Annotated in this window: 17 protein-coding genes, 4 tRNA genes and 1 pseudogene; 15 read left to right on the forward strand and 7 right to left on the reverse strand. The window is 67.4% G+C overall.

Annotation, left to right across the window (positions count from 1 at the left end):
• Positions 1–226: pseudogene (locus BKH32_RS03990) on the forward strand (glutamate--tRNA ligase); the annotation flags it as partial.
• A gap of 136 nt (positions 227–362) precedes the next feature.
• Here the strand turns inward: BKH32_RS03990 and BKH32_RS14290 are convergent.
• Entirely contained in the window at positions 363–611 is a 249-nt protein-coding gene (locus tag BKH32_RS14290; protein ID WP_256690768.1) for a hypothetical protein, read from the reverse strand.
• Between the two features lie 127 nt (positions 612–738).
• On the opposite strand from BKH32_RS14290, the gene BKH32_RS14295 reads away from it, so the two are divergent.
• Positions 739–1,083 carry a hypothetical protein gene (locus BKH32_RS14295; RefSeq protein ID WP_256690769.1) on the forward strand — a complete coding sequence of 115 codons (345 nt, stop codon included), beginning with the start codon at positions 739–741 and terminating at the stop codon, positions 1,081–1,083.
• Positions 1,084–1,208: 125 nt separating this feature from the next.
• Here BKH32_RS14295 and BKH32_RS04000 read toward each other — a convergent pair whose 3' ends face one another.
• Entirely contained in the window at positions 1,209–1,970 is a 762-nt protein-coding gene (locus BKH32_RS04000) for a hypothetical protein (RefSeq protein ID WP_075248742.1), read from the reverse strand.
• Positions 1,971–2,241: 271 nt separating this feature from the next.
• Between BKH32_RS04000 and BKH32_RS04005 the strand changes: the two genes are divergently transcribed.
• The 4 genes from BKH32_RS04005 to BKH32_RS04020 all read left to right on the forward strand — a co-directional run bounded on the left by BKH32_RS04005 (position 2,242) and on the right by BKH32_RS04020 (position 2,707).
• Positions 2,242–2,313, forward strand: a tRNA-Gln gene (locus tag BKH32_RS04005).
• Between the two features lie 18 nt (positions 2,314–2,331).
• A tRNA-Glu gene (locus BKH32_RS04010) sits at positions 2,332–2,404 on the forward strand.
• A 41-nt stretch (positions 2,405–2,445) separates the two neighbouring features.
• Positions 2,446–2,518 (forward strand) — tRNA-Glu (locus tag BKH32_RS04015).
• Positions 2,519–2,634: 116 nt separating this feature from the next.
• Positions 2,635–2,707, forward strand: a tRNA-Glu gene (locus BKH32_RS04020).
• Positions 2,708–2,776: 69 nt separating this feature from the next.
• Here BKH32_RS04020 and BKH32_RS04025 read toward each other — a convergent pair.
• Positions 2,777–3,640 carry a polysaccharide deacetylase family protein gene (locus tag BKH32_RS04025; protein WP_075248816.1) on the reverse strand — a complete coding sequence of 288 codons (864 nt, stop codon included), beginning with the start codon at positions 3,638–3,640 and terminating at the stop codon, positions 2,777–2,779.
• Positions 3,641–3,819: 179 nt separating this feature from the next.
• Here BKH32_RS04025 and BKH32_RS04030 point away from each other — a divergent pair, with 179 nt between their 5' ends.
• The 3 genes from BKH32_RS04030 to BKH32_RS04040 all read left to right on the forward strand — a co-directional run bounded on the left by BKH32_RS04030 (position 3,820) and on the right by BKH32_RS04040 (position 9,498).
• Positions 3,820–5,454: a ribonuclease J gene (locus BKH32_RS04030; protein WP_075248817.1), complete on the forward strand. Its 1,635-nt coding sequence runs from the start codon at positions 3,820–3,822 to the stop codon at positions 5,452–5,454.
• 18 nt (positions 5,455–5,472) lie between these two features.
• Positions 5,473–6,408 (forward strand): PfkB family carbohydrate kinase, encoded by a 936-nt coding sequence (locus BKH32_RS04035; protein ID WP_075248743.1) that lies wholly within the window; start codon positions 5,473–5,475, stop codon positions 6,406–6,408.
• 165 nt (positions 6,409–6,573) lie between these two features.
• Complete coding sequence (locus BKH32_RS04040) at positions 6,574–9,498, forward strand: FtsK/SpoIIIE family DNA translocase (protein ID WP_075248744.1); 2,925 nt, start codon at positions 6,574–6,576, stop codon at positions 9,496–9,498.
• On the opposite strand, the gene BKH32_RS04045 is transcribed toward BKH32_RS04040, so the two are convergent.
• The gene (locus BKH32_RS04045; RefSeq protein ID WP_256690772.1) at positions 9,487–10,860 is read right to left on the reverse strand and encodes a CapA family protein; all 1,374 of its coding nucleotides are present in this window, start codon (positions 10,858–10,860) and stop codon (positions 9,487–9,489) included. The genes BKH32_RS04040 and BKH32_RS04045 overlap by 12 nt on opposite strands.
• 229 nt (positions 10,861–11,089) lie before the next feature.
• On the opposite strand from BKH32_RS04045, the gene pgsA reads away from it, so the two are divergent.
• The 6 genes from pgsA (at position 11,090) to BKH32_RS04075 (ending at position 15,183) form a co-directional block, all read left to right on the forward strand.
• Positions 11,090–11,713, forward strand: a complete 624-nt coding sequence (gene pgsA / locus BKH32_RS04050; RefSeq protein WP_143222702.1) for a CDP-diacylglycerol--glycerol-3-phosphate 3-phosphatidyltransferase — start codon at positions 11,090–11,092, stop codon at positions 11,711–11,713.
• 19 nt (positions 11,714–11,732) lie between these two features.
• Positions 11,733–12,257: a CinA family protein gene (locus BKH32_RS04055; protein ID WP_430383784.1), complete on the forward strand. Its 525-nt coding sequence runs from the start codon at positions 11,733–11,735 to the stop codon at positions 12,255–12,257.
• Positions 12,258–12,418: 161 nt separating this feature from the next.
• Positions 12,419–12,829, forward strand: a complete 411-nt coding sequence (locus BKH32_RS04060) for a helix-turn-helix domain-containing protein (protein WP_178384551.1) — start codon at positions 12,419–12,421, stop codon at positions 12,827–12,829.
• A gap of 129 nt (positions 12,830–12,958) precedes the next feature.
• Entirely contained in the window at positions 12,959–13,177 is a 219-nt protein-coding gene (locus BKH32_RS04065) for a DUF3046 domain-containing protein (protein ID WP_075248820.1), read from the forward strand.
• A 267-nt stretch (positions 13,178–13,444) separates the two neighbouring features.
• The gene (gene recA, locus BKH32_RS04070; RefSeq protein WP_075248747.1) at positions 13,445–14,686 is read left to right on the forward strand and encodes a recombinase RecA; all 1,242 of its coding nucleotides are present in this window, start codon (positions 13,445–13,447) and stop codon (positions 14,684–14,686) included.
• Positions 14,686–15,183 (forward strand): regulatory protein RecX, encoded by a 498-nt coding sequence (locus BKH32_RS04075; protein WP_075248748.1) that lies wholly within the window; start codon positions 14,686–14,688, stop codon positions 15,181–15,183. Before recA ends, BKH32_RS04075 begins: the two co-directional genes overlap by 1 nt.
• 11 nt (positions 15,184–15,194) lie before the next feature.
• On the opposite strand, the gene BKH32_RS04080 is transcribed toward BKH32_RS04075, so the two are convergent.
• The 3 genes from BKH32_RS04080 to BKH32_RS04090 are packed head-to-tail and all read right to left on the reverse strand — an operon-like array spanning position 15,195 to position 18,482.
• Positions 15,195–16,589 carry an ABC transporter substrate-binding protein gene (locus BKH32_RS04080; RefSeq protein WP_081376686.1) on the reverse strand — a complete coding sequence of 465 codons (1,395 nt, stop codon included), beginning with the start codon at positions 16,587–16,589 and terminating at the stop codon, positions 15,195–15,197.
• A gap of 8 nt (positions 16,590–16,597) precedes the next feature.
• On the reverse strand, positions 16,598–17,551 hold the full coding sequence (locus BKH32_RS04085) for a carbohydrate ABC transporter permease (RefSeq protein ID WP_075248749.1): 954 nt from the start codon (positions 17,549–17,551) through the stop codon (positions 16,598–16,600).
• A gap of 13 nt (positions 17,552–17,564) precedes the next feature.
• Positions 17,565–18,482 carry a carbohydrate ABC transporter permease gene (locus BKH32_RS04090; protein ID WP_075248750.1) on the reverse strand — a complete coding sequence of 306 codons (918 nt, stop codon included), beginning with the start codon at positions 18,480–18,482 and terminating at the stop codon, positions 17,565–17,567.
• Positions 18,483–18,516 lie beyond the last annotated feature (34 nt).

Consider the following 18,516-nt stretch of genomic DNA (forward strand, 5'->3'; position numbering starts at 1 on the left):
TGAGCAGTGGGACAAGGACCATCTGGAGGAGGCCCTCAAGACCGCCATCGTCGAGGGGCGGGGCATGCCCGACGGCGAGGGGATCAAACCGCGTCTGGCCTACGGCCCGTTGCGTGTCGCGGTGACCGGGCGACAGGTCTCTCCGCCCTTGTTCGAGTCCATGGAGATCCTCGGAAGCAGCTCCACCCTGAACAGGCTGAAGGCTCTTCGGGCGCAGCTCGGCTGACGCGGCCGTCGAAAGAACTCGACCGGTGGGGCCGGGGACACAGCGTTGAGTGGCTGTGTCCCCGGCCCCACCGGCCAATGAGCTGAGTACAGGGCTGCGCGAGCCGCTCCGCTCTTCTGAAGACCGCGTCGGTCGATTACATGGCTCCGGCGTCGATTCCCCGGATTCGGATGCCCCCCAGGATCGTGTGCCACTGATCCAGTCCTATGAGAGAGCCTTGGGGGCACACCAGCATGACCTCGACAGCGAACCCCTTTTCTCCCACTCTCCTGTCGAAGCGATATCCATCCATGGGCGTGTTGGGGGCGTCGGAGAAGTTGGCGGTCACGGAGAACGTCTCCTCATAGCCCGGGAAGGTTCCGTTGTCGTCCCGGATGGCCTCCACAGGGTTTGGGCCTTGCGTTGTCTGATATCCGGAAAAGATCGTCTGCTGACTCTTGAGAGCTGCCTTGGACTGAATATCGTCTCCGACTCCTCGGAGGGTGTAATACCTCTCCTCGGCGTTGCTGGATATGAAACCGAAGCAGGCGGGGTTGGCGTTGACCGTGTATCCGTCAATAGTTCCGTTGGGGCCGGCAGAGTCCTTCTTGATGCGATCGTCGTCGTGTGTCCAGACCGACGAGTCCTCGCTGGAGATCGTGACACTCGGTGCCGTCCATGTCGTCGCCGACGGTGAAGGTTTCGACGATGAGGATGGTGAAGCGCTCGGGCTGGGCTCCTCGGACGGCGTGGGCGAGCTGGAGGGGCTGGCCTCGGCGGAGGCGTTGGCGGGCTCGACGGTCAGCTGTCCCTTGTGGGTGGGGCCGCAGGCGCTCAGCGTCAGACTGGCTGCGAGGCACAGTCCCAGAGCGAGGTGACGAGCTCTGGAGGAGGTGTGGGCGAGGAATATCTGGCGATGGTGCTGTGCTGGATGAGGCAATGCGGCTCTCCTGACGGTGAGGAAGAAGGAGGGGTTCTGCGGCTCGGTACTGGAAACCCGTCTCTATCCCATGGCCTTAGCGTCGAGCCCCGTCACTCGTGTCGAGGACAGGAACTGATGCCATGTGTCGGAGGAGGCGAGCTTGTCCGGCTCACACTCGAGGAAGATCTCGAGGGTGACGCCCTGGTTGCTGATCTGCCGGAAGAAACGATATCCCGCTACATCGCCGGTTGAGCCACTGGCATATTTTACGTTGGCTGTATATCCGATCTCATATCCGGGGAGCGTTCCGCTGTTGTCTGGTATGGCTTCGACGGGAGTCGGCCCTGAGGTGACCACGAAAGAACTGTGGTTTGACATCGTCTGCTGTATCTTGGCGGAGGAGGTCACGTTGTCCCCGCCCCTATTTCTTTCGTTGTAGATCGACTGATTTGCTTCATAGAAGATAATTGCTAGACATTCTCCTGTGTCGAAGTTGTAGGCCTGGCTGATTTCTGATGATGTCGCGACCGGTCGTTCGAGTATGTCGTCCTGCCGGTGCCACGTGCCGGTCGTGTCGTTGGAGATCGTGACGTTCGGGGCCGTCCAGGCTGTTGCGGAGGGTGTCGTCGACGGTGTTGGGCTCGGTGGCTTGGATGGTGCGTCCGAGCCGGAGGGGTTGGGCTCGGCGGAGGCGTTGGCGGGCTCGACGGTCAGCTGTCCCTGGTGCGCGGGGCCGCAGGCGCTCAGGGAGAGGGTGACGATCAGGGTCAGTCCAAGGGTGAGGAGGTGAGGGCTGCAGGGGCCGTGACCTGCGTGGTGACGGTGCTGCAGGTGGGTGGGCATATTGCCTCCCAGAAGGGTGGGGTGAGCAGGAACTAGACGGAAGTGTAGGGGATGCCTCTGGGGTCCGCTCGGTTGTGAGTGCGCAGAAGGGGAGCGATCCCGGTTGTTGTGAGGGGTCGTATGAGCCGTGATGGGGATGACGGAGGGGGAAGGCGTCTGAGGTTCCTGTTGTGTGTCGGTCTTCACCTCCCGGCGATTTGGTGGGGCGGGGGTGGGCGTGTAGATTACTGCCCGCTGCCTCGGACGTGGTCCGTTCCGGGGTGAAGCCCTTTGGGGTATGGTGTAATTGGCAACACGACTGATTCTGGTTCAGTTATTCTAGGTTCGAGTCCTGGTACCCCAGCGGATCTGCTGATCTGTGGCCCCCATCGTTTAGTGGCCTAGGACACCGCCCTCTCACGGCGGCGGCGCCGGTTCGAATCCGGCTGGGGGTACGAGGGTCCGGTTGCCGGTTTCGGCACTCGGACTGTCATGAGCCCCCATCGTTTAGTGGCCTAGGACACCGCCCTCTCACGGCGGCGGCGCCGGTTCGAATCCGGCTGGGGGTACGGATCGAGCAGGCTGTTCAGTTCTGCCGGTTCGCAGCTCCATAGCATGCCCCCATCGTTTAGTGGCCTAGGACACCGCCCTCTCACGGCGGCGGCGCCGGTTCGAATCCGGCTGGGCCCCCATCGTTTAGTGGCCTAGGACACCGCCCTCTCACGGCGGCGGCGCCGGTTCGAATCCGGCTGGGGGTACGAGCACAAGGTGCCTGCACCACCACGCGGTGGTGCAGGCACCTCATGTTTTCTCGCGGCGAGACCCGCTCATGCGGGCGACTGTTCCTCAGCCCATCGCGCGGACGCCAGGAGGTCGCTGCCCGTCGTGACGGTGAGTCCTCGCTCCAGCAGCGAGCGCAAGGCCCCCTCCAGGGCGGCGAACAGGGCCTGAGAGGGCTGTGCGCGCCCGTCGTGGCACAGCACCACTGATCCGGCGCCGGCAACGTCCTTGACGGCGGTGGCCGCCGCAGTGGAAGGCGTGTGAACGCTCCACAGCAGCAGGTCCATCCGCTTCTGCGAGGCGACCATCATGGCCGGCGCGTCAACCCGGCCGTAGGGAGGCCGCCACAGGCGCGGGGACGGTGCTCCTGCCGCCATGATCGCCTGACGTGTCCGGTCCACCGAGTCGCTCAGCTCCGAGAAGCCCACGCCGTAGACGTCCGTGTGCACCCAGTTGTGGACCGCGACCTCGTGCCCCTCGGCGACCTCTCGTGCGATCAGCTCGGGGTGGGCCTCCGCCGCGGACCCCAGGACGAAGAAGGTGGCCCGTACGTGCAACCTTGCCAGCATGTCGAGCACGAGAGGAGTCCAGCGGGGGTCCGGCCCGTCGTCGAAGGTCAGCGCCAGCTTCCCGGACTCCCCGTCAGTCTGAAACACCACTCGCGTCCCGAGCGCGTTGCCGGGGCTCGCGGGGCGAGGGGCGGTTCTTGCCGTGGGGGAGAGGTGGGTGTCCCTCCAGTGAGCGGCTCCTGCGCCGGCGCCCGCGCCGAGGAGGCCCGCTGTCATCGCCAGGGCGGCTCTCCCCAGGAGGCCCCGCCGGCTCTCACGAGTGGCGGGGCTCGGCTGTGACTCGGCTGACGGAGCAGGCGCGGTGTCCCTGGCTCCATCATCCGGCAGGTTCGTGGTCGTCACCGATACATCGTAGAGCGATCCCGGCAGGTCCCTGAACTTGGCGTCGCAACGTTGCAGAAGCACGACGGAATCCAACTGGATCGCACCGCATCAACCGATAATCGGGGCATCCTCGGTAGGATGCCGGCGTGACGAACTTTCCCGCGCTGAAGACCCCCGGCCCCCTCGCTGATGGCGCCATGCGCATCACTCCCCTGGGGGGCCTGGGCGAGGTCGGTCGCAACATGACCGTCTTCGAGCTGGACGGCAAGCTGCTCATCGTTGACTGTGGTGTGCTCTTCCCCGAGGAGGACCAGCCGGGCGTCGACCTCATCCTTCCCGACTTCTCCTCCATCGAGCACCGCATCGACGACGTCGTCGCCCTGGTCCTGACTCATGGGCACGAGGACCACATCGGGGGCGTGCCCTACCTGCTGCGCCTGCGTGAGGACATCCCCCTGGTGGGGAGTGAGCTCACGCTGGCCTTCGTGGAGGCCAAGCTCAAGGAGCACCGCATCCGCCCGGTGCTGCGTCAGGTCGTCGAGCACGAGGAGGTCTCCTACGCCCCCTTCGACCTGGAGTTCGTGGCCGTCAACCACTCCATCCCCGACGCCATGGCCGTCATGATCCGCACCGATGCCGGCAACGTGCTGGCCACCGGTGACTTCAAGATGGACTCCCTGCCCATCGACGGGCGCATCACGGACCTACGCTCCTTCGCCCGTTTCGGTGAGGAGGGGGTGGACCTGTTCTGCGTGGACTCCACGAACGCCGAGGTCCCGGGCATGGTGGGCCATGAGGGTGAGATCGGCCAGGTCCTGGACAACGTCTTCGCCGACTCCGACGGGCAGATCATCGTGGCCTCCTTCGCCAGCCACGTCCACCGGGTCCAGCAGGTCCTCGACGCCGCCGCCCTGCACGACAGGCGGGTGGCCCTCGTGGGGCGCTCCATGGTGCGCAACATGGGGATCGCCTCCGAGCGCGGCTACCTCAAGGTCCCCGCCGGCGTCCTCATTGATGCCAGGGACATCACCTCGCTGCCCCCGCACGAGAGAGTCCTCATGGTCACCGGCTCGCAGGGCGAGCCGATGGCGGCCCTGTCCCGGATGGCCCATTCCGAGCACCGCAGCGTCACCATCGAGCCCGGGGACACCGTCATCTTCGCCTCCTCCCTCATCCCCGGCAACGAGAACTCCGTCTTCCGGGTCATCAACCAGCTCATGCGGCTGGGTGCGCGTGTGGTCCACCAGGGCAATGCCAAGGTCCATGTCTCCGGGCACGCCTCCTCCGAGGAGCTGCTCCACGTCTACAACATCGTTCAGCCCCGCAACGTCATGCCCATCCACGGCGAGATCCGTCACCTGGTGGCCAACGGCGGACTCGCCGTCAAGACGGGAGTCGCCCCGGAGCGGGTCATGCTGTGCGAGGACGGCGTGGCCGTCGATCTGGACGGGGGAGTGGCCCGTATCGCCGGCCAGGTGCCCTGCGGCTACATCTACGTCGACGGCTCCTCAGTGGGGGAGATCGACGAGGCCGAGCTCAAGGACCGCCGCATCCTGGCGGAGGAGGGCTTCGTCTCCGTCTACGCCGTGGTGGAGACCACGACCGGCACGATCCTGGCCGGCCCCCACATCCAGGCGCGGGGCGTGGCCGAGGACGACTCGGTCTTCGAGGAGATCCTTCCCGATGTGACCGAGGCCCTCTCCGCCGCGTTGGAGACCGGGAAGGCGGACGCCTACTCCCTCCAGCAGGTCATGCGCCGCACCCTGGGGCGCTGGATCGGGCGCCGCCTCAGGCGCCGTCCCATGATCGTCCCGGTCGTCATCGAGGCTTAGCAGGAGGGTTCTCACTGCATGACTCTGTTCCGGCCCGCGTGCTTCATATCCACCGGATCCATCCTCATTGACATCCCCCTCCACGTCAGCCGCGTGCCGACGCCGGGAGGGGCGATCACCGGGGCGTCGTCGGGTCCGGTTGTCGGCGGCGGGTACACCGTGGTCTCGGCTGCAGCCCGGCAGGGTGTCCCCACTGCCCTGGCCGCCACCCTGGGGACCGGCCCCAACTCCGCGCGGGTGCGCGAGTCGATGCGCCTGGACCGGGTCGAGCTGCTCGTCGAGGAGCTCGTCGGGGACATCGGCACCTGCACCACTCTCATCGAGCCCTCCGGCCGACGCACCTTCATCACCACCGCGGGCGTCGAGGGGGAGCCTCAGTGCGAGGACCTTGAGAGCATCGACCTGAGAGCCGGGGACTGGGTCTACGCCACCGGTTATGACCTGGCCCATTACACGAGTCGCGGCATCCTGGCCGACTGGCTCCTGTCGATCCCCGACGGCGTCGGACTGGTGATCGACCTCGGTCCGGTCCAGCCCGACATCCCCGACCAGGTGCTCCTGCCGCTCCTGGGCCGAGCCACGATACTGACCGGGAACGATCTGGAGATGGGGCGCCTCGAGAAGCGCCTGGGCGGCACGAACGCCATCCGAGAGGCCTGTCCTCGAGCACTGATCGTCCACCGTACCGGCGTCCACGGCTGCGTCCTCCACCCGGTGGGCGGCGAGGCGATCGAGGTCCCAGGCTTCGTGCGTGAGGTCGTGGACACGACGGGGGCGGGAGACACGCATACCGGGGTCCTGGTCGCCGGCCTTCTTGACGGGCTCGACGTCGTCGAGGCGGCCAGACGCGCCAACGCCGCCGCAGCCCACGCCGTTGCGCGCAGCGGCCCGGCCCAGGCCCCGCTGCGCGAGGAGATCGATGAGTTCCTGCGGGCAGGCGATGAGAGCTCCTGACAGGTTCTGACAGAACCCAGGGCCGCGGCTGCTCCTCTCGTCAGGGGCTGAGCCCGCGCAGTCCCCGCACCGGGCGGCGGCACCGAGAAGGTGACGTGTCTCCGGCCGGTGCAGGCGGCGTGGCAAGGACGTTGAAACTGAGAATCCGATAGTTTCTAGAGCATCATGGCCAATCGTCGCACCACGAGAACAGCTGCGCCTTCGTCGGGGACCGGCAGAGGGCGTAATCGAGGCGGCTCCGCTTCAGGGGCCGCTCCCTTCGTCGCGCCCGGGACCGGGCCCTCCGGCGGGCGCTACCGTCGTACCGGATGGGCCTTCCTCATCCTGGCCCTCGCAGCGGTGCTGGCGCTGCGCGAGTGGTTCGGGATCTCCGGGGCCGCAGGTGACCTCCTGCACCACATCGCCGCGGGCCCCGTCGGTGTTCTGGGTATCTTCGTGCCCCCGCTCCTGGCGGCGCTGGGGGTCGCCATGCTGCGGGTCCACAGCCTGGGGGCGGTGCACGCGCGGGTCTCTGTGGGCTGTCTGGGGCTGCTGACGGCTCTGACCGGAATGATCCAGGTCGGTAGCGGCAACCCGGTCCTCAAGAACAACATCGGCGGCCTGGAGAGTGCCGGAGGGCTGCTGGGATGGCTGGTGGGCTACCCCCTGGCGGCACTGTTCTCCTCCGTGGGGGCCTTCATCCTGTTCATCCTCCTGATTGCGTTCTCCGCCCTGGTCCTGTCCGGCAAGACCGTTGCCGAGATCCGTGACCTGCTGGAGCAGTACCGGGCCGCGGAGGGCGACGGGGCCTCACACGACGCCGGCGGTTCCGGCGACTCCCTGGCCCGGCGCCTGCTCGGACGGGCGCGCCGAGGCACCGGGCGGGCCGGCGCCTCGGGCGGCGACCCGGATCAGACGGCACTGTTGGACTCCTACGACGGCGACGAGCCCTTCCGCTCCGCCCTGGAGGTGGAGGAGCCGTCCTCTCGCAAGCGAGGCAGCGGCCGGCGTAAGCGCTCGGCCGACCGGGAGGCCCAGCAGACCTCGATCACCGAGCTCTTCGAGCCGGGCAGCGATCACGGCGCTCACTTAGAGGGTGCGGACTTCGTCATCCCGGACGTGGGCGAGGAGACCGACGTCATCGCCTCCTCAGCGCCCTCGACCGTCTCTGCCACCCGAAGCAGGCCCTCCGGACCGGCAGGTGGCCCCGCGGCCTCCGGCCCGGCCGCAGGGGGGCAGCGCAAGCCCTCATCGGCCAAGCGCCCCGTCCCGCAGCCGGCCCCGCAGTCACCCTCCGGTTTCGACGCCGTCACCGAGGAGACTCCGGAGGTCGCGCTCGAGGAGCCCGACCTCGCCGACCAGATCGCCATGAGTGACCTGAGCAACATGGCCCTGCCCGACGGCTCGACCTACACCCTGCCCGAGGACGCGCTGCTCGGTCCTGGGCCGGGCCACTCCACCCGCACCCCTGCCAACGACGCCATCGTCGAGTCCCTGCAGAACGTCTTCGCCGAGTTCAACGTGGACGCCACGGTCACCGGCTACACGCGCGGTCCTCAGGTCACCCGCTATGAGGTCCACCGGGGCCGGGGGGTCAACGTCTCCCGGATCACGGGGCTGGAGAAGAACATCGCCTACGCGGTGGCCTCCGACGAGATCCGCCTGCTCACCCCCATTCCCGGCAAGAGCGCCATCGGCATCGAGATCCCCAACAGCGACCGGGAGATGGTCAAGCTCGGCGACGTCCTGCGCTCCCAGGCCGCGCGCAAGCAGGCGCACCCGCTGGTGGTCGGGCTGGGCAAGAACGTCGAGGGCGACTACGTCGTCACCAACCTGGCCAAGACCCCGCACCTGCTGGTGGCCGGTCAGACCGGATCGGGTAAGTCCTCCTTCGTCAACTCGATGATCACCTCGATCATGATGCGCGCCACTCCCGAGGAGGTGCGCATGGTGCTGGTCGACCCCAAGCGGGTGGAGCTGACCATCTACGAGGGCATCCCGCACCTCATCACCCCGATCATCACCTCCCCGAAGAAGGCGGCCGAGGCCCTGGAGTGGGTGGTGCGTGAGATGGACGCCCGCTACGACGACCTGGCCTCCTTCGGCTTCAAGCACATCGACGACTTCAACAAGGCGGTGCGCGCAGGAGAGGTCCAGCCCCTGCCGGGATCCCAGCGAGAGCTGAGCCCCTACCCCTACCTCCTGGTCGTCGTCGACGAGCTCGCCGACCTCATGATGACCGCCCCCAAGGACGTGGAGGCCTCCATCCAGCGCATCACCCAGCTGGCCCGCGCCGCCGGGATCCACCTGGTCCTGGCCACCCAGCGACCCGTCGCCCAGGTGGTCACCGGCCTCATCAAGTCCAACGTCCCCTCGCGTCTGGCCTTCGCCACGGCCTCGCAGCTGGACTCCCGGGTCATCCTCGACCAGAACGGGGCCGAGACGCTCACCGGCCAGGGTGACGCCCTCTACCTGGGGCCGGGCGCCTCGACGCCGGTGCGTATCCAGGGCTCCTGGGTCACCGAGTCCGAGATCCGCTCCGTCGTCGAGCACGTCAAGTCCCAGCTGACGCCCGAGTATCGCGAGGACGTCGTCGTCCCGGAGGTCAAGAAGCAGATCGACGAGGAGATCGGCGATGACATGGACCTGCTCCTGCAGGCCGCCGAGCTCATCATCTCCAGTCAGTTCGGCTCCACCTCCATGCTCCAGCGCAAGCTGCGCGTCGGCTTCGCCAAGGCCGGACGCCTCATGGACCTGCTCGAGTCCCGTGAGGTCGTTGGCCCCTCGGAGGGATCCAAGGCCCGCGACGTCCTCGTCCAGCCCGAGCAGCTCGAGGAGACCCTGGCCTGGATCAAGGGCGAGGGCGGTGCGCCCGGAAGCGCCGAGACTCCCGAGGCCCCTGACGCCTCTCAGGGTGAGCCCGACTCCGAGGCCCCGTCGGCTCCCGCCTCGAACGAGCCCCGTACCGCGGTCATGCCGTCGAACCGCTACAGCACGGACCCGTTGGAGGTCGCCTCGAGCCTGCCGGAGTCAGAGTCCTGGGACGATACCTCCGCCGATGAGGACTCCGAGGACGCCTGGTCGCTCACTGGCCGCGGCTCATCGTGGTGATGGGGAGGCCGATGCCGTGCCCTGCGGGACCGGGTGGGCTCCCGCTCGTTTGATGACCTCGTCCCGGCTGGGAATCGTCGGGGCCGGTCCGGTGGGTTTGGGCGGCGTGGTGGACATGGTCGAGGCGTCCTTGACCTGAGAGGTGAGCAGGTCCCAGCGCCGGTCGATCTGCTCCTTGCTCAGACCCAGGTCGGCAGGGCGCTCGCCGTCGTGAAGCGCCGCCAGGTCCCTGACCTTGTAACCGCCTCCGTGATCCATCGTGAACGGGTGCCAGTTCAGCTTGTCCACGCTCACTGAGCCGTCGGCGTGGGACGTGACGTCGGCCCAGACCAGCTGGCCGACGTCGGACAGCGGGGCGCAGCACTCCTCGTCCTGGTTGGAGATGTAGTTGCCGGCCGAGTACGACACCCACATGCCCTTGCCCCCGACTCCTCCGGAGAGCTTCTCGGCTGGCTGAGGCACATGGGGGTGGGCGCCGAAGAGGATGTCGACCTGCCCGCTGTCCGCCAGGGACTGGGCGTAGGAGACCTGCTTGTCGTTGGGTGTGGTCTCGTACTCCTCACCGAGCTGGGAGTGGACGACGACGAGGTCGGCACCCGTCGCACGGGCCGACTTCGCCGCCTTCGTGATGGCGTCGACGTCGTTGAGCGACACCGAGTAGCCGGTGGGATCCTCCAGGCCGTTGAGGTCCATGGTCGTGGAGATCTGGGCGACGGTCACTGTGCGCCCCGCCCGCGTGAGCTCGTAGAGCGCGAAGGGCACGGAGGCGTCCTGTCGGCTCCGGTAGGTGCCCGCGTGCCCCAGCCCGTGAGCGTCCAGGGCGTCCAAGGTGGCCACGACTCCGGCCTCCCCCCGGTCCGCGGCGTGGTTGGAGGCGGTCGCGCAGCCGTCCCAGCCGGATCTCGCCAAAGCGCTTACGACCTCAGCAGAGGTGCCGAAGGAGGGGTAGCCCGAGTAGACCCCGTCCGGAGCGACAGGCACCTCCATCCCGCACAGGGCCAGATCCAGGCCCTCGACCCAGGGGGTCTCAGCCGCGATGTTGGCGGTGATGTCCCCCGAGGCCCCCGGGGTGGACTCCATCACCGGCATGTGCATGAGGACGTCCCCGGCGTAACCCACGGTGAAGTGCACGTCCTGCGAGCCGCCGGTGCTGGTGCTGGTGGAGGCGGACGGAGTCGGCGACTGAGCCGGCACAGACTGATCCGAGCTCGTCGAGCAGCCGTTCATCGCGACGGATGCGGCGAGAACGGCGGCGGTCAGGAGGATGGACCCTCGTGACCTGCGGGTGAGACGTACGGAGCGTGGCGAAGACGAAGGCAGAGGAGTGGCGGAGTACATGGCGGAGTACATGGTGGAGAACATGGTGATGAACGTAAGAAGTGGACCTTAACGACGTGTGTACGGTTCGTGCTCGTTCCGGCCGCGCGAGGCGGACGTGCCGAGACGTCGGCGACAACGGATCCTATGCCGCGTGTCGTCTGCGAGGGCGCCGTGGCGCGCACGGCGGGGGCGGCGCGGACACGAGGCTGTCGAGAAGATGGATCGAGGTTTCTCCGTCGGAGGGTGGCCGTACGCGACTAGGCTGACCCTGATGAACGCCCCGACCGCCCCGGACGGCGCCGCGCAGCCAGAGCAGGCGCCGCTGCTCAACATCGCCAACGCCCTGACGGTGCTGCGCCTGCTGCTTGTTCCCGTCTTCATCTGGCTGTCCCTGCTGCCGGGGGACCGGGCCAGGCTCGCCGCAGTCGTGGTCTTCGTCGTGGCGGCCTTCACGGACCGTCTGGACGGCCAGCTGGCGCGCTCGTGGGGGCTGGTGACCTCCTTCGGCAAGATCGCAGACCCGATCGCGGACAAGGCGCTGACCCTGTCCGCCTTCGTCCTGCTGAGCGTCAACCACCGGCTGTGGTGGTGGGTCACCGTCCTCATCGTCGTGCGCGAGCTCGGCATCACGGTCATGCGCTTCTTCATGCTGCGCCGCGCTGTCATGGCGGCGTCGCGCGGCGGCAAGATCAAGACGACGCTCCAGATGGTGGGGCTGGTCGGGCTGCTCACGCCCTGGTCCATGCTCCTGATTCCCTCCGGTCCGGCCGCGTTCCTGGCCAAGGCGGCCTACGTCATCGTGGCTGGGGCGCTCATCGTCACGGTGGTGACCGGCTTGGACTATGTTCGTGAGGCGATGCGGTTGAGCCGTCAGGACGGACGGAGCGGCCAGTGACCGTCCCGGGGCGCAAGCCGTGGTGATCGAGGAGGCGCACGACGCCGAGGACCGCATTCGCGTGGCAGCGGCTCTTCTGCAGGCCGCCGCGGATCGCGGAGTGAGTCTGGCGATCGCCGAGTCGTTGACGGGCGGGCAGGTCTCCTCCAGCCTGGTGGAGGTTCCCGGTGCCTCACGTGTGCTCGTGGGGGCGGTCGTGGCCTACGCCACCCGGATCAAGGCTCAGGTCCTCGGGGTCGATGCCGCGCACCTGGAGCGGACCGGGCCGGTGGACCGCGATGTCGCCCTGCAGATGGCGCACGGAGTGCGCCGGCTCCTCGGGGCTGATCTGGGGCTGGCGACCACCGGGGTGGCCGGGCCGGGGCCGGCCGACGGTCATCCGGCCGGAACGGCCCATGTCGCCGTCGTCGCTCCTTGGGGTGAGAGGCACCGTGAGCTGCACCTGAGCGGTGACCGCTCGCAGGTCCGGCGCGCCACCGTGATGGAAGTGTGTGAGCTGGCCATCAGTCTCCTGCGGAAAGAAGGTCGTGGGCCGCAGCCCTGAGTACGTCACATCGACGACTGACCAACTACAGACCACAGACTAAGGCGTATTTCAGATTTCTCTCAGGAATGCCGGTAGAGTGGTTCTCAACGTCACCGGAGCCGGAGATCTGGCCCCGCGTGGCGGGAATGAATCCACGACGTGAATGGTTGTGCTAGACGATGAACAACACGACTCACCCCCGCACCACTCGCCCGATCAACAACCGGATGCCGATGCGCCAGGGACCCGGGGCAGGGTACGGTGTGTCCGTGGACACCCCGAAGCACGAGAATGTCGTCCTGCGCCGCGAGATCGGAGAAGTCCTGCGCGGCGTCCGACAACACCAGGGACGCACGCTGCGCGAGGTCTCCTCCCAGGCCCGCGTCTCCCTGGGGTACCTCTCCGAGGTTGAGCGCGGTCAGAAGGAGGCCTCCTCCGAGCTGCTCGCCTCCATCTGCCAGGCGCTTGACGCCCCCCTGTCCATGGTGCTGCGCGAGGTCTCCGACCGCATCGCCCTGACCGAAGGCGTCATGATTCCGGACACAGTTCCCGATGAGCTCGTGCGTCAGCAGGGGGCCGCCCTGCGGTGACCGCCAGCTGACGCCCTCCGCGCGCTGCTCCTGCGCCGCGGAGGCCGTTACCAGTGAGCCGACCTTCCCGGCGGTGGGGCCACGACGAGTGGACTCGCCGCCGGGTTGCCTGTTGACAAAGGGGGAGTGGTGAAGCACTCGGAGTTCTGGGACGCCGTCGAAGCGGTTTTCGGTTCGGCCTACGGTCGGTCGCTGGCGCAGGATCTGGTTCTTCCGGGACTGGGGGTGACCTGCGTGCAGGCGCTCGACGACGGGGAGGCGCCCGAACGGGTCTGGGGTCTTCTGTGCGACGAGACCGAGCGCTCGGATGCCGAACGATGGATCTTCCGCTCGGATCCGCGTCGCTGAGCTCGGGTGACGAGGGCGGGCGCCGGGGCGGATTCGGGAGCCGCCGACACGCGCATGACGATGATGTCATGATCGAACAGGTGTTCGGGTACTGTTCTCCACGAACGACGACGACGCCACGTGAGTCCACAGGGCTGACGGGGGGCGGAGATAGATGTCAGTGGTCAGGCATACCGTCGTTGGTGAGCCCCGGAGAGGGGACCTCGCCGAAGTTGACCAGCCATGCCCGCCGCGGCTGCGCGCCGCCCTGAGAACCGAGGTAGAACAATGCCTGCTGCCAGCCAGACCCAGGACCGCTCCAAGGCCCTGGCCACAGCCCTCGCCCAGATCGACAAGAGCTTCGGCAAGGGATCCGTCATGCGCCTGGGGGACGACACTCGCCCTCCGGTCTCCGTCATCCCGACGGGATCGGTCGCCCTTGACGTGGCTCTGGGAGTCGGGGGCCTCCCGAGGGGACGCATCGTCGAGGTCTACGGGCCGGAGTCCTCCGGAAAGACCACCGTCGCCCTGCACGCCGTGGCCAGTGCGCAGAGGGCCGGTGGGAACGCGGCCTTCATCGACGCCGAGCACGCCCTCGACCCGGTCTACGCCAAGGCCCTGGGCGTCGACATCGACAACCTCCTGGTCTCACAGCCGGACACCGGGGAGCAGGCCCTGGAGATCACCGACATGCTGGTGCGCTCGGGCGGCCTGGACATCATCGTCATCGACTCCGTGGCGGCCCTGGTCCCCAAGGCCGAGATCGAGGGGGAGATGGGTGACTCCCACGTCGGCCTCCAGGCCCGTCTCATGAGCCAGGCGCTGCGCAAGATCACCGGCGCACTGTCCTCCACCGGCACCACCGCCATCTTCATCAACCAGCTGCGCGAGAAGATCGGCGTGTTCTTCGGCAACCCGGAGACCACCACCGGTGGGAAGGCCCTGAAGTTCTACGCCTCGGTACGCCTGGACGTGCGCCGCATCGGCGGCCTCAAGGACGGCGACCAGCCCGTGGGCAACCGCACCCGGGTCAAGGTCGTCAAGAACAAGATGGCGCCTCCCTTCAAGCAGGCCGAGTTCGACATCCTCTACGGCCAGGGCATCTCCCGCGAGGGCAGCCTGCTGGACCTGGGTGTGGACAACGGCGTGGTGCGCAAGTCGGGGGCCTGGTTCACCTATGGGGAGGACCAGCTCGGTCAGGGCAAGGAGAACGCCCGCAACTTCCTCAAGGACAACCCGCAGCTGGCCGCCGAGATCGAGGAGAAGATCCTCGCCGCCCTGGGAATCGGTGAGCCCGGCCGCAAGGCCCGGGAGGCTGAGGAGCTCGCCGCCGCTGAGGCCGCCGTGGCCGCGGCCGCCGTCCCGGTGGACAGTGGGGACACCGCCGCCACGAGCGCGGTCAAGACCGCCCGGGGGCGTGGGAAGAAGACCACCGCCACCGCTAAGGCCTCCAAGAGCGTCAAGGCGCCCAAGGAGGCGTCGGCGGATGAGCCGGACACCATCTTCGGTGAGGACGCCGGCGGGTTCTGATGCCCTGGCTCATCCCTGACGCCCACGCGCAGGCGGTCGAGGCGGCGCGGGAGATCGTCCTGCGCCGCCTCGACCGCAGCGCGGCTCCTCGCGCGGCTCTGGTCGAGCTCCTCGAGCGCAAGGAGGTGGACCCCCGTGTGGCCACCGAGGTCCTCGACCGTCTGGAGGCGGCCGGGGTCATTGACGACACCGCCTATGCGACCCGCCTGGCGCGCACCCGCTTCGCGGAGAAGGGCGCGGCCAGGCGGGCCATCGCCGAGGAGCTGCGGCGCAAGGGGCTGGGTGATCGGGACGTTGCCGAGGCCCTCGAGCAGATCAGCTCCGAGGACGAGGACGCGGCGGCCCTATCACTGGCTCGCAAGAAGCTGATCTCCACGCGCCACCTGCCCTGGGAGGTGCGCCGGCGCCGCACCGCGGCCGTGCTGGGGCGCAAGGGCTACAGCCAGGACGTGACCATACGGGCCATTGCCGCTGCTCACGCCGAGGAATCTGAATGAGAACCGGGCCGTCAGCTCTTCTTGTGCTTGGACGTCTTGAACAGGAGGTTGACCTGCTCGTTGTACTTCGTCAGCGTTGAGGCCGGCACCCGGTTCGCCCACAGGTCGTCCGTCGCCGGCTTCATGATGGCGGCCACGTCCGCCCCGAAGTAGGTCAGTGGGAAGAAGAACGTGGACTTGTCCTCCAGGTGCTGGGTGAAGGGGGCGGTGGGGAGCCCCGTCTCCTCGAAGACCTTGACGGCCTTCTTCGTGGAGGATGCGATCGCCGGGAAGACGATTCCGTGAGAGGCCACGATGTCCTGCGCCTCAGCGGTTCCCAGGAAGGCCACCCACTTGGAGGCGTTGTCGATATTGGCCGACTGCTTGGAGATCGAGTCGCCCAGCCCGTTGAACAGGGAGACCGACTTGCCGTTGGGGCCCACGGGGTTCGCGGCGATCCCGACCTTGACGTCGAGCTTGGCGTAGGTGCCGAACATCCACGAGCCGTTGAAGCACATGGCGATCTTGCCGCTGCCCAGCTGGACATCGGTGCTGGTCGTGGAGGAGAAGGCGCCGCGCGGAGGCATGTAGCCCTTGTCCACCAGGCCGAAGTACCAGTCCATCGTGCCCTGGAAGACCTTCTCGTCGTAGCGGTAGTGGTCACCCCAGGTTTCCTTGTTCGTGTAGAACCAGTCGCCGGCTGAGCCGGTGAAGGGGCTCCACTGCGTCTGGCCGTCCCCCGTACCGGCGTCCTGGATACCCAGGCCGTAGACGGCCACGCGGTTCTTGTCGAAACCGGGCTCGTCTCCGCGCACGCCGTTCTTGTCCACGGTCAGGCGGGCGAGGATCTTCTCAAAGGTTCCGCCGTCGGTGGGGTTCCATGACCACTCGGCCAGGTCCGCCTCGGACAGGCCCGCCTGGGTGAGCATGTCCCGGTTGTAGAAGACCGCCACGGTGTCCCAGTCCTTGGGGCAGCCGTACTGGTGGCCGTCCTCCCCCTTCCACAGGTCGATGAGGCCCTCCTGGAAGGCGGACTCGTCGACACCCGCCCAGGCGGCCTGCTTCTCCAGCGGGACCAGGACCTCCAGATCCACGAACTGGGCGAACTTGGAGATGTGGTCGGTGAAGGCGTCCGGTCCGGTCCCGGCGATGAAGCCGGCTGTCAGCTTGGTCCAGTAGTCGCTCCAGGCGATCTGGGTGATATTGACCTTGATGCCGGTCTTGGTCTCGAAGGCCTTGGCGCAGGCCTCGTAGGCGGGCAGCTGGCTGGCGTCCCACATCCAGTACTCCACGGCGCCGGATCCCGACTTCCTGGAGCCGCCGGAGCAGGCGGCCAGGGTTAGGGCGGCCGCACCCGAGGCCAGGCCGCACAGGAGGCTGCGGCGTGACAGTGAGGAGCGAAGAGGGTTGATCGGTTGAGTCGTCATCTGGTGCCTCACTTGATTCCGGTAAAGCCGATGGAGTTGACGATGCGCCGGGCGAAGGCCATGAACAGCAGGAGCATCGGGAGGGCTGCCACCAGGGTGGCGGCCATGAGACCGGCCCAGTCGGGACCGGTCTGCGGGGCCTGGGAGCGGAAGACGGCCAGAGCCACTGTGAGTACCCGTGAGGAGTCCGTGTAGGAGACCAGCAGGGGCCAGAAGTAGTCGTTCCAGGCCGTGATGTAGGTCAGGATCGCCAGCGTCGAGATCGGGGCCTTGGCTATGGGCAGGATGAGGGTGAAGAACACCCGGACCTTGGAGGCGCCGTCGAGCAGCGCGGCCTCCTCCAGCTCGCGCGGGATATTCATGAAGAACTGCTTGAGGAAGAACACCGCGAAAGGCGTCATGAACATGGTCGGCAGCGCCACCCCGAGGAAGGTGTCGATGAGGTGGAGCTGCCTGACCAGCACGAAGTTGGGCAGGAGCGTGAAGATCGAGGGGACCATGAGGGCGCCCAGGAACACGGCGAAGACCGTGTCGCGTCCCCTCCAGCGCAGGCGGGAGAAGGAGTAGGCGGCCATCGCCGAGAAGAAGACCTGCCCCACGGTGACCAGTGTGGAGATGATGACCGAGTTGCGCAGGTAGAGCCAGAAGTTGATGGCTGCGCCGCTGCCGCCGTCGGCCAGTGCCTCCTGGGTGGACTGCATGCCGAAGACACGGGCGAAGCCGCGCAGGTTGATGTCCACCGGCAGCAGGCTGGTGGGGTGGGCCGTGATGCCCGCGTTGGAGGACAGCGCTGTACGCAGCACCCAGTAGAAGGGCAGGAGCGTGAACAGCATGATGAGGACCATCGCCGCCCAGGCCAGGGCCTTGCCGAGGGTGAACCGGCGGCCGGAGGCCTCAGAGGGAGCCGCAGCGGCTGCCTGGGAGGACTTGGTGGAGGATACGGATGCGGTTGTCGTTGTCATGGCTGGTCCTCCTTCAGTCCAGGTCCGTCTCGCCGGCACGGGTCATGCGGTACTGCAGGATCGTGATCGCGGCCAGGACGAGCAGCAGCCCCACCGCCATGGCGGAGGCGTATCCGAACTGGAAGCGCCCGAAGGCCATGTCGTAGATGTAGTACTGCAGCACGCGGGTGGCGTTGACGGGGCCGCCCTGGGTGGCCACGGAGACGGTGTCGAAGACCTGGAAGGAGCCGATCATCGTCATGATGAGCACCAGCGCCAGGATGGGGCGCAGCAGCGGGACGGTGATCCGCCAGAACATCCGCCACTCGCTGGCGCCGTCCATCTTGCCTGCCTCGTAGACCGTGTTCGGGATCGACTGCAGGCCCGCGAAGATGAGCAGGGCCGTGTAGCCCACGTGCCGCCACACGTTGATGATGGCGATGGTGGGGATGGCCATCGACGAGGAGAAGAAGTCCACGGCGGAGCCCGTCAGGGACTCCAGGAGCTGGTTGGTGATGCCCAGCGTGTTGTCCAGGATCCACAGCCACAGCATGGCGGCGACCACGTTGGAGACGAGGTAGGGCGTCAGCACGATGGATCGTACGAAGGTGGACTGGGTCAGGCGCTGCATGAGCATGAGGACGGCGATGAGGAGCGCCAGGATCGTCTGCAGGCCGATGTTGATGATCACGTACTCCACGGTGACGACGACGGCGTTCCAGAAGGTGTCGTCCTGGACCATGCGCTTGTAGTTGTCCAGGCCGGTGAACTCCTCGGGGGTCAGGAGGTTGTACTCGGTGAAGGACAGCCAGATGCCTCGGATGAGGGGCCAGATGTAGAAGGCGACGAGGCCGATCGTCGCCGGGAGGATGAAGGCGAGGCCGAGCTTGAGGTCGGAGCGTGGCTTGCGTTGCCGACGCGATGGTCGTGCGAGCAGGGTCGAGGTTGACATCGGGTCTCCAAATCGACGGTGATGTGGGAAAACG

It is taken from the genome of Actinomyces oris (assembly GCF_001929375.1).
In the GTDB taxonomy this organism is placed as follows: Bacteria; Actinomycetota; Actinomycetes; order Actinomycetales; family Actinomycetaceae; genus Actinomyces; species Actinomyces oris_B.

Coding starts and splice junctions, on each gene's coding strand:
- BKH32_RS14295 (WP_256690769.1), top strand. CDS start 739: ATGAAACCGAAGCAGGCGGGGTTGGCGTTGACCGTGTATCCGTCAATA.
- BKH32_RS04000 (WP_075248742.1), bottom strand. CDS start 1,970: ATGCCCACCCACCTGCAGCACCGTCACCACGCAGGTCACGGCCCCTGC.
- BKH32_RS04030 (WP_075248817.1), top strand. CDS start 3,820: ATGCGCATCACTCCCCTGGGGGGCCTGGGCGAGGTCGGTCGCAACATG.
- BKH32_RS04035 (WP_075248743.1), top strand. CDS start 5,473: ATGACTCTGTTCCGGCCCGCGTGCTTCATATCCACCGGATCCATCCTC.
- BKH32_RS04040 (WP_075248744.1), top strand. CDS start 6,574: ATGGCCAATCGTCGCACCACGAGAACAGCTGCGCCTTCGTCGGGGACC.
- BKH32_RS04045 (WP_256690772.1), bottom strand. CDS start 10,860: ATGTTCTCCACCATGTACTCCGCCATGTACTCCGCCACTCCTCTGCCT.
- pgsA (WP_143222702.1), top strand. CDS start 11,090: ATGAACGCCCCGACCGCCCCGGACGGCGCCGCGCAGCCAGAGCAGGCG.
- BKH32_RS04060 (WP_178384551.1), top strand. CDS start 12,419: ATGAACAACACGACTCACCCCCGCACCACTCGCCCGATCAACAACCGG.
- recA (WP_075248747.1), top strand. CDS start 13,445: ATGCCTGCTGCCAGCCAGACCCAGGACCGCTCCAAGGCCCTGGCCACA.
- BKH32_RS04075 (WP_075248748.1), top strand. CDS start 14,686: ATGCCCTGGCTCATCCCTGACGCCCACGCGCAGGCGGTCGAGGCGGCG.
- BKH32_RS04080 (WP_081376686.1), bottom strand. CDS start 16,589: ATGACGACTCAACCGATCAACCCTCTTCGCTCCTCACTGTCACGCCGC.
- BKH32_RS04085 (WP_075248749.1), bottom strand. CDS start 17,551: ATGACAACGACAACCGCATCCGTATCCTCCACCAAGTCCTCCCAGGCA.
- BKH32_RS04090 (WP_075248750.1), bottom strand. CDS start 18,482: ATGTCAACCTCGACCCTGCTCGCACGACCATCGCGTCGGCAACGCAAG.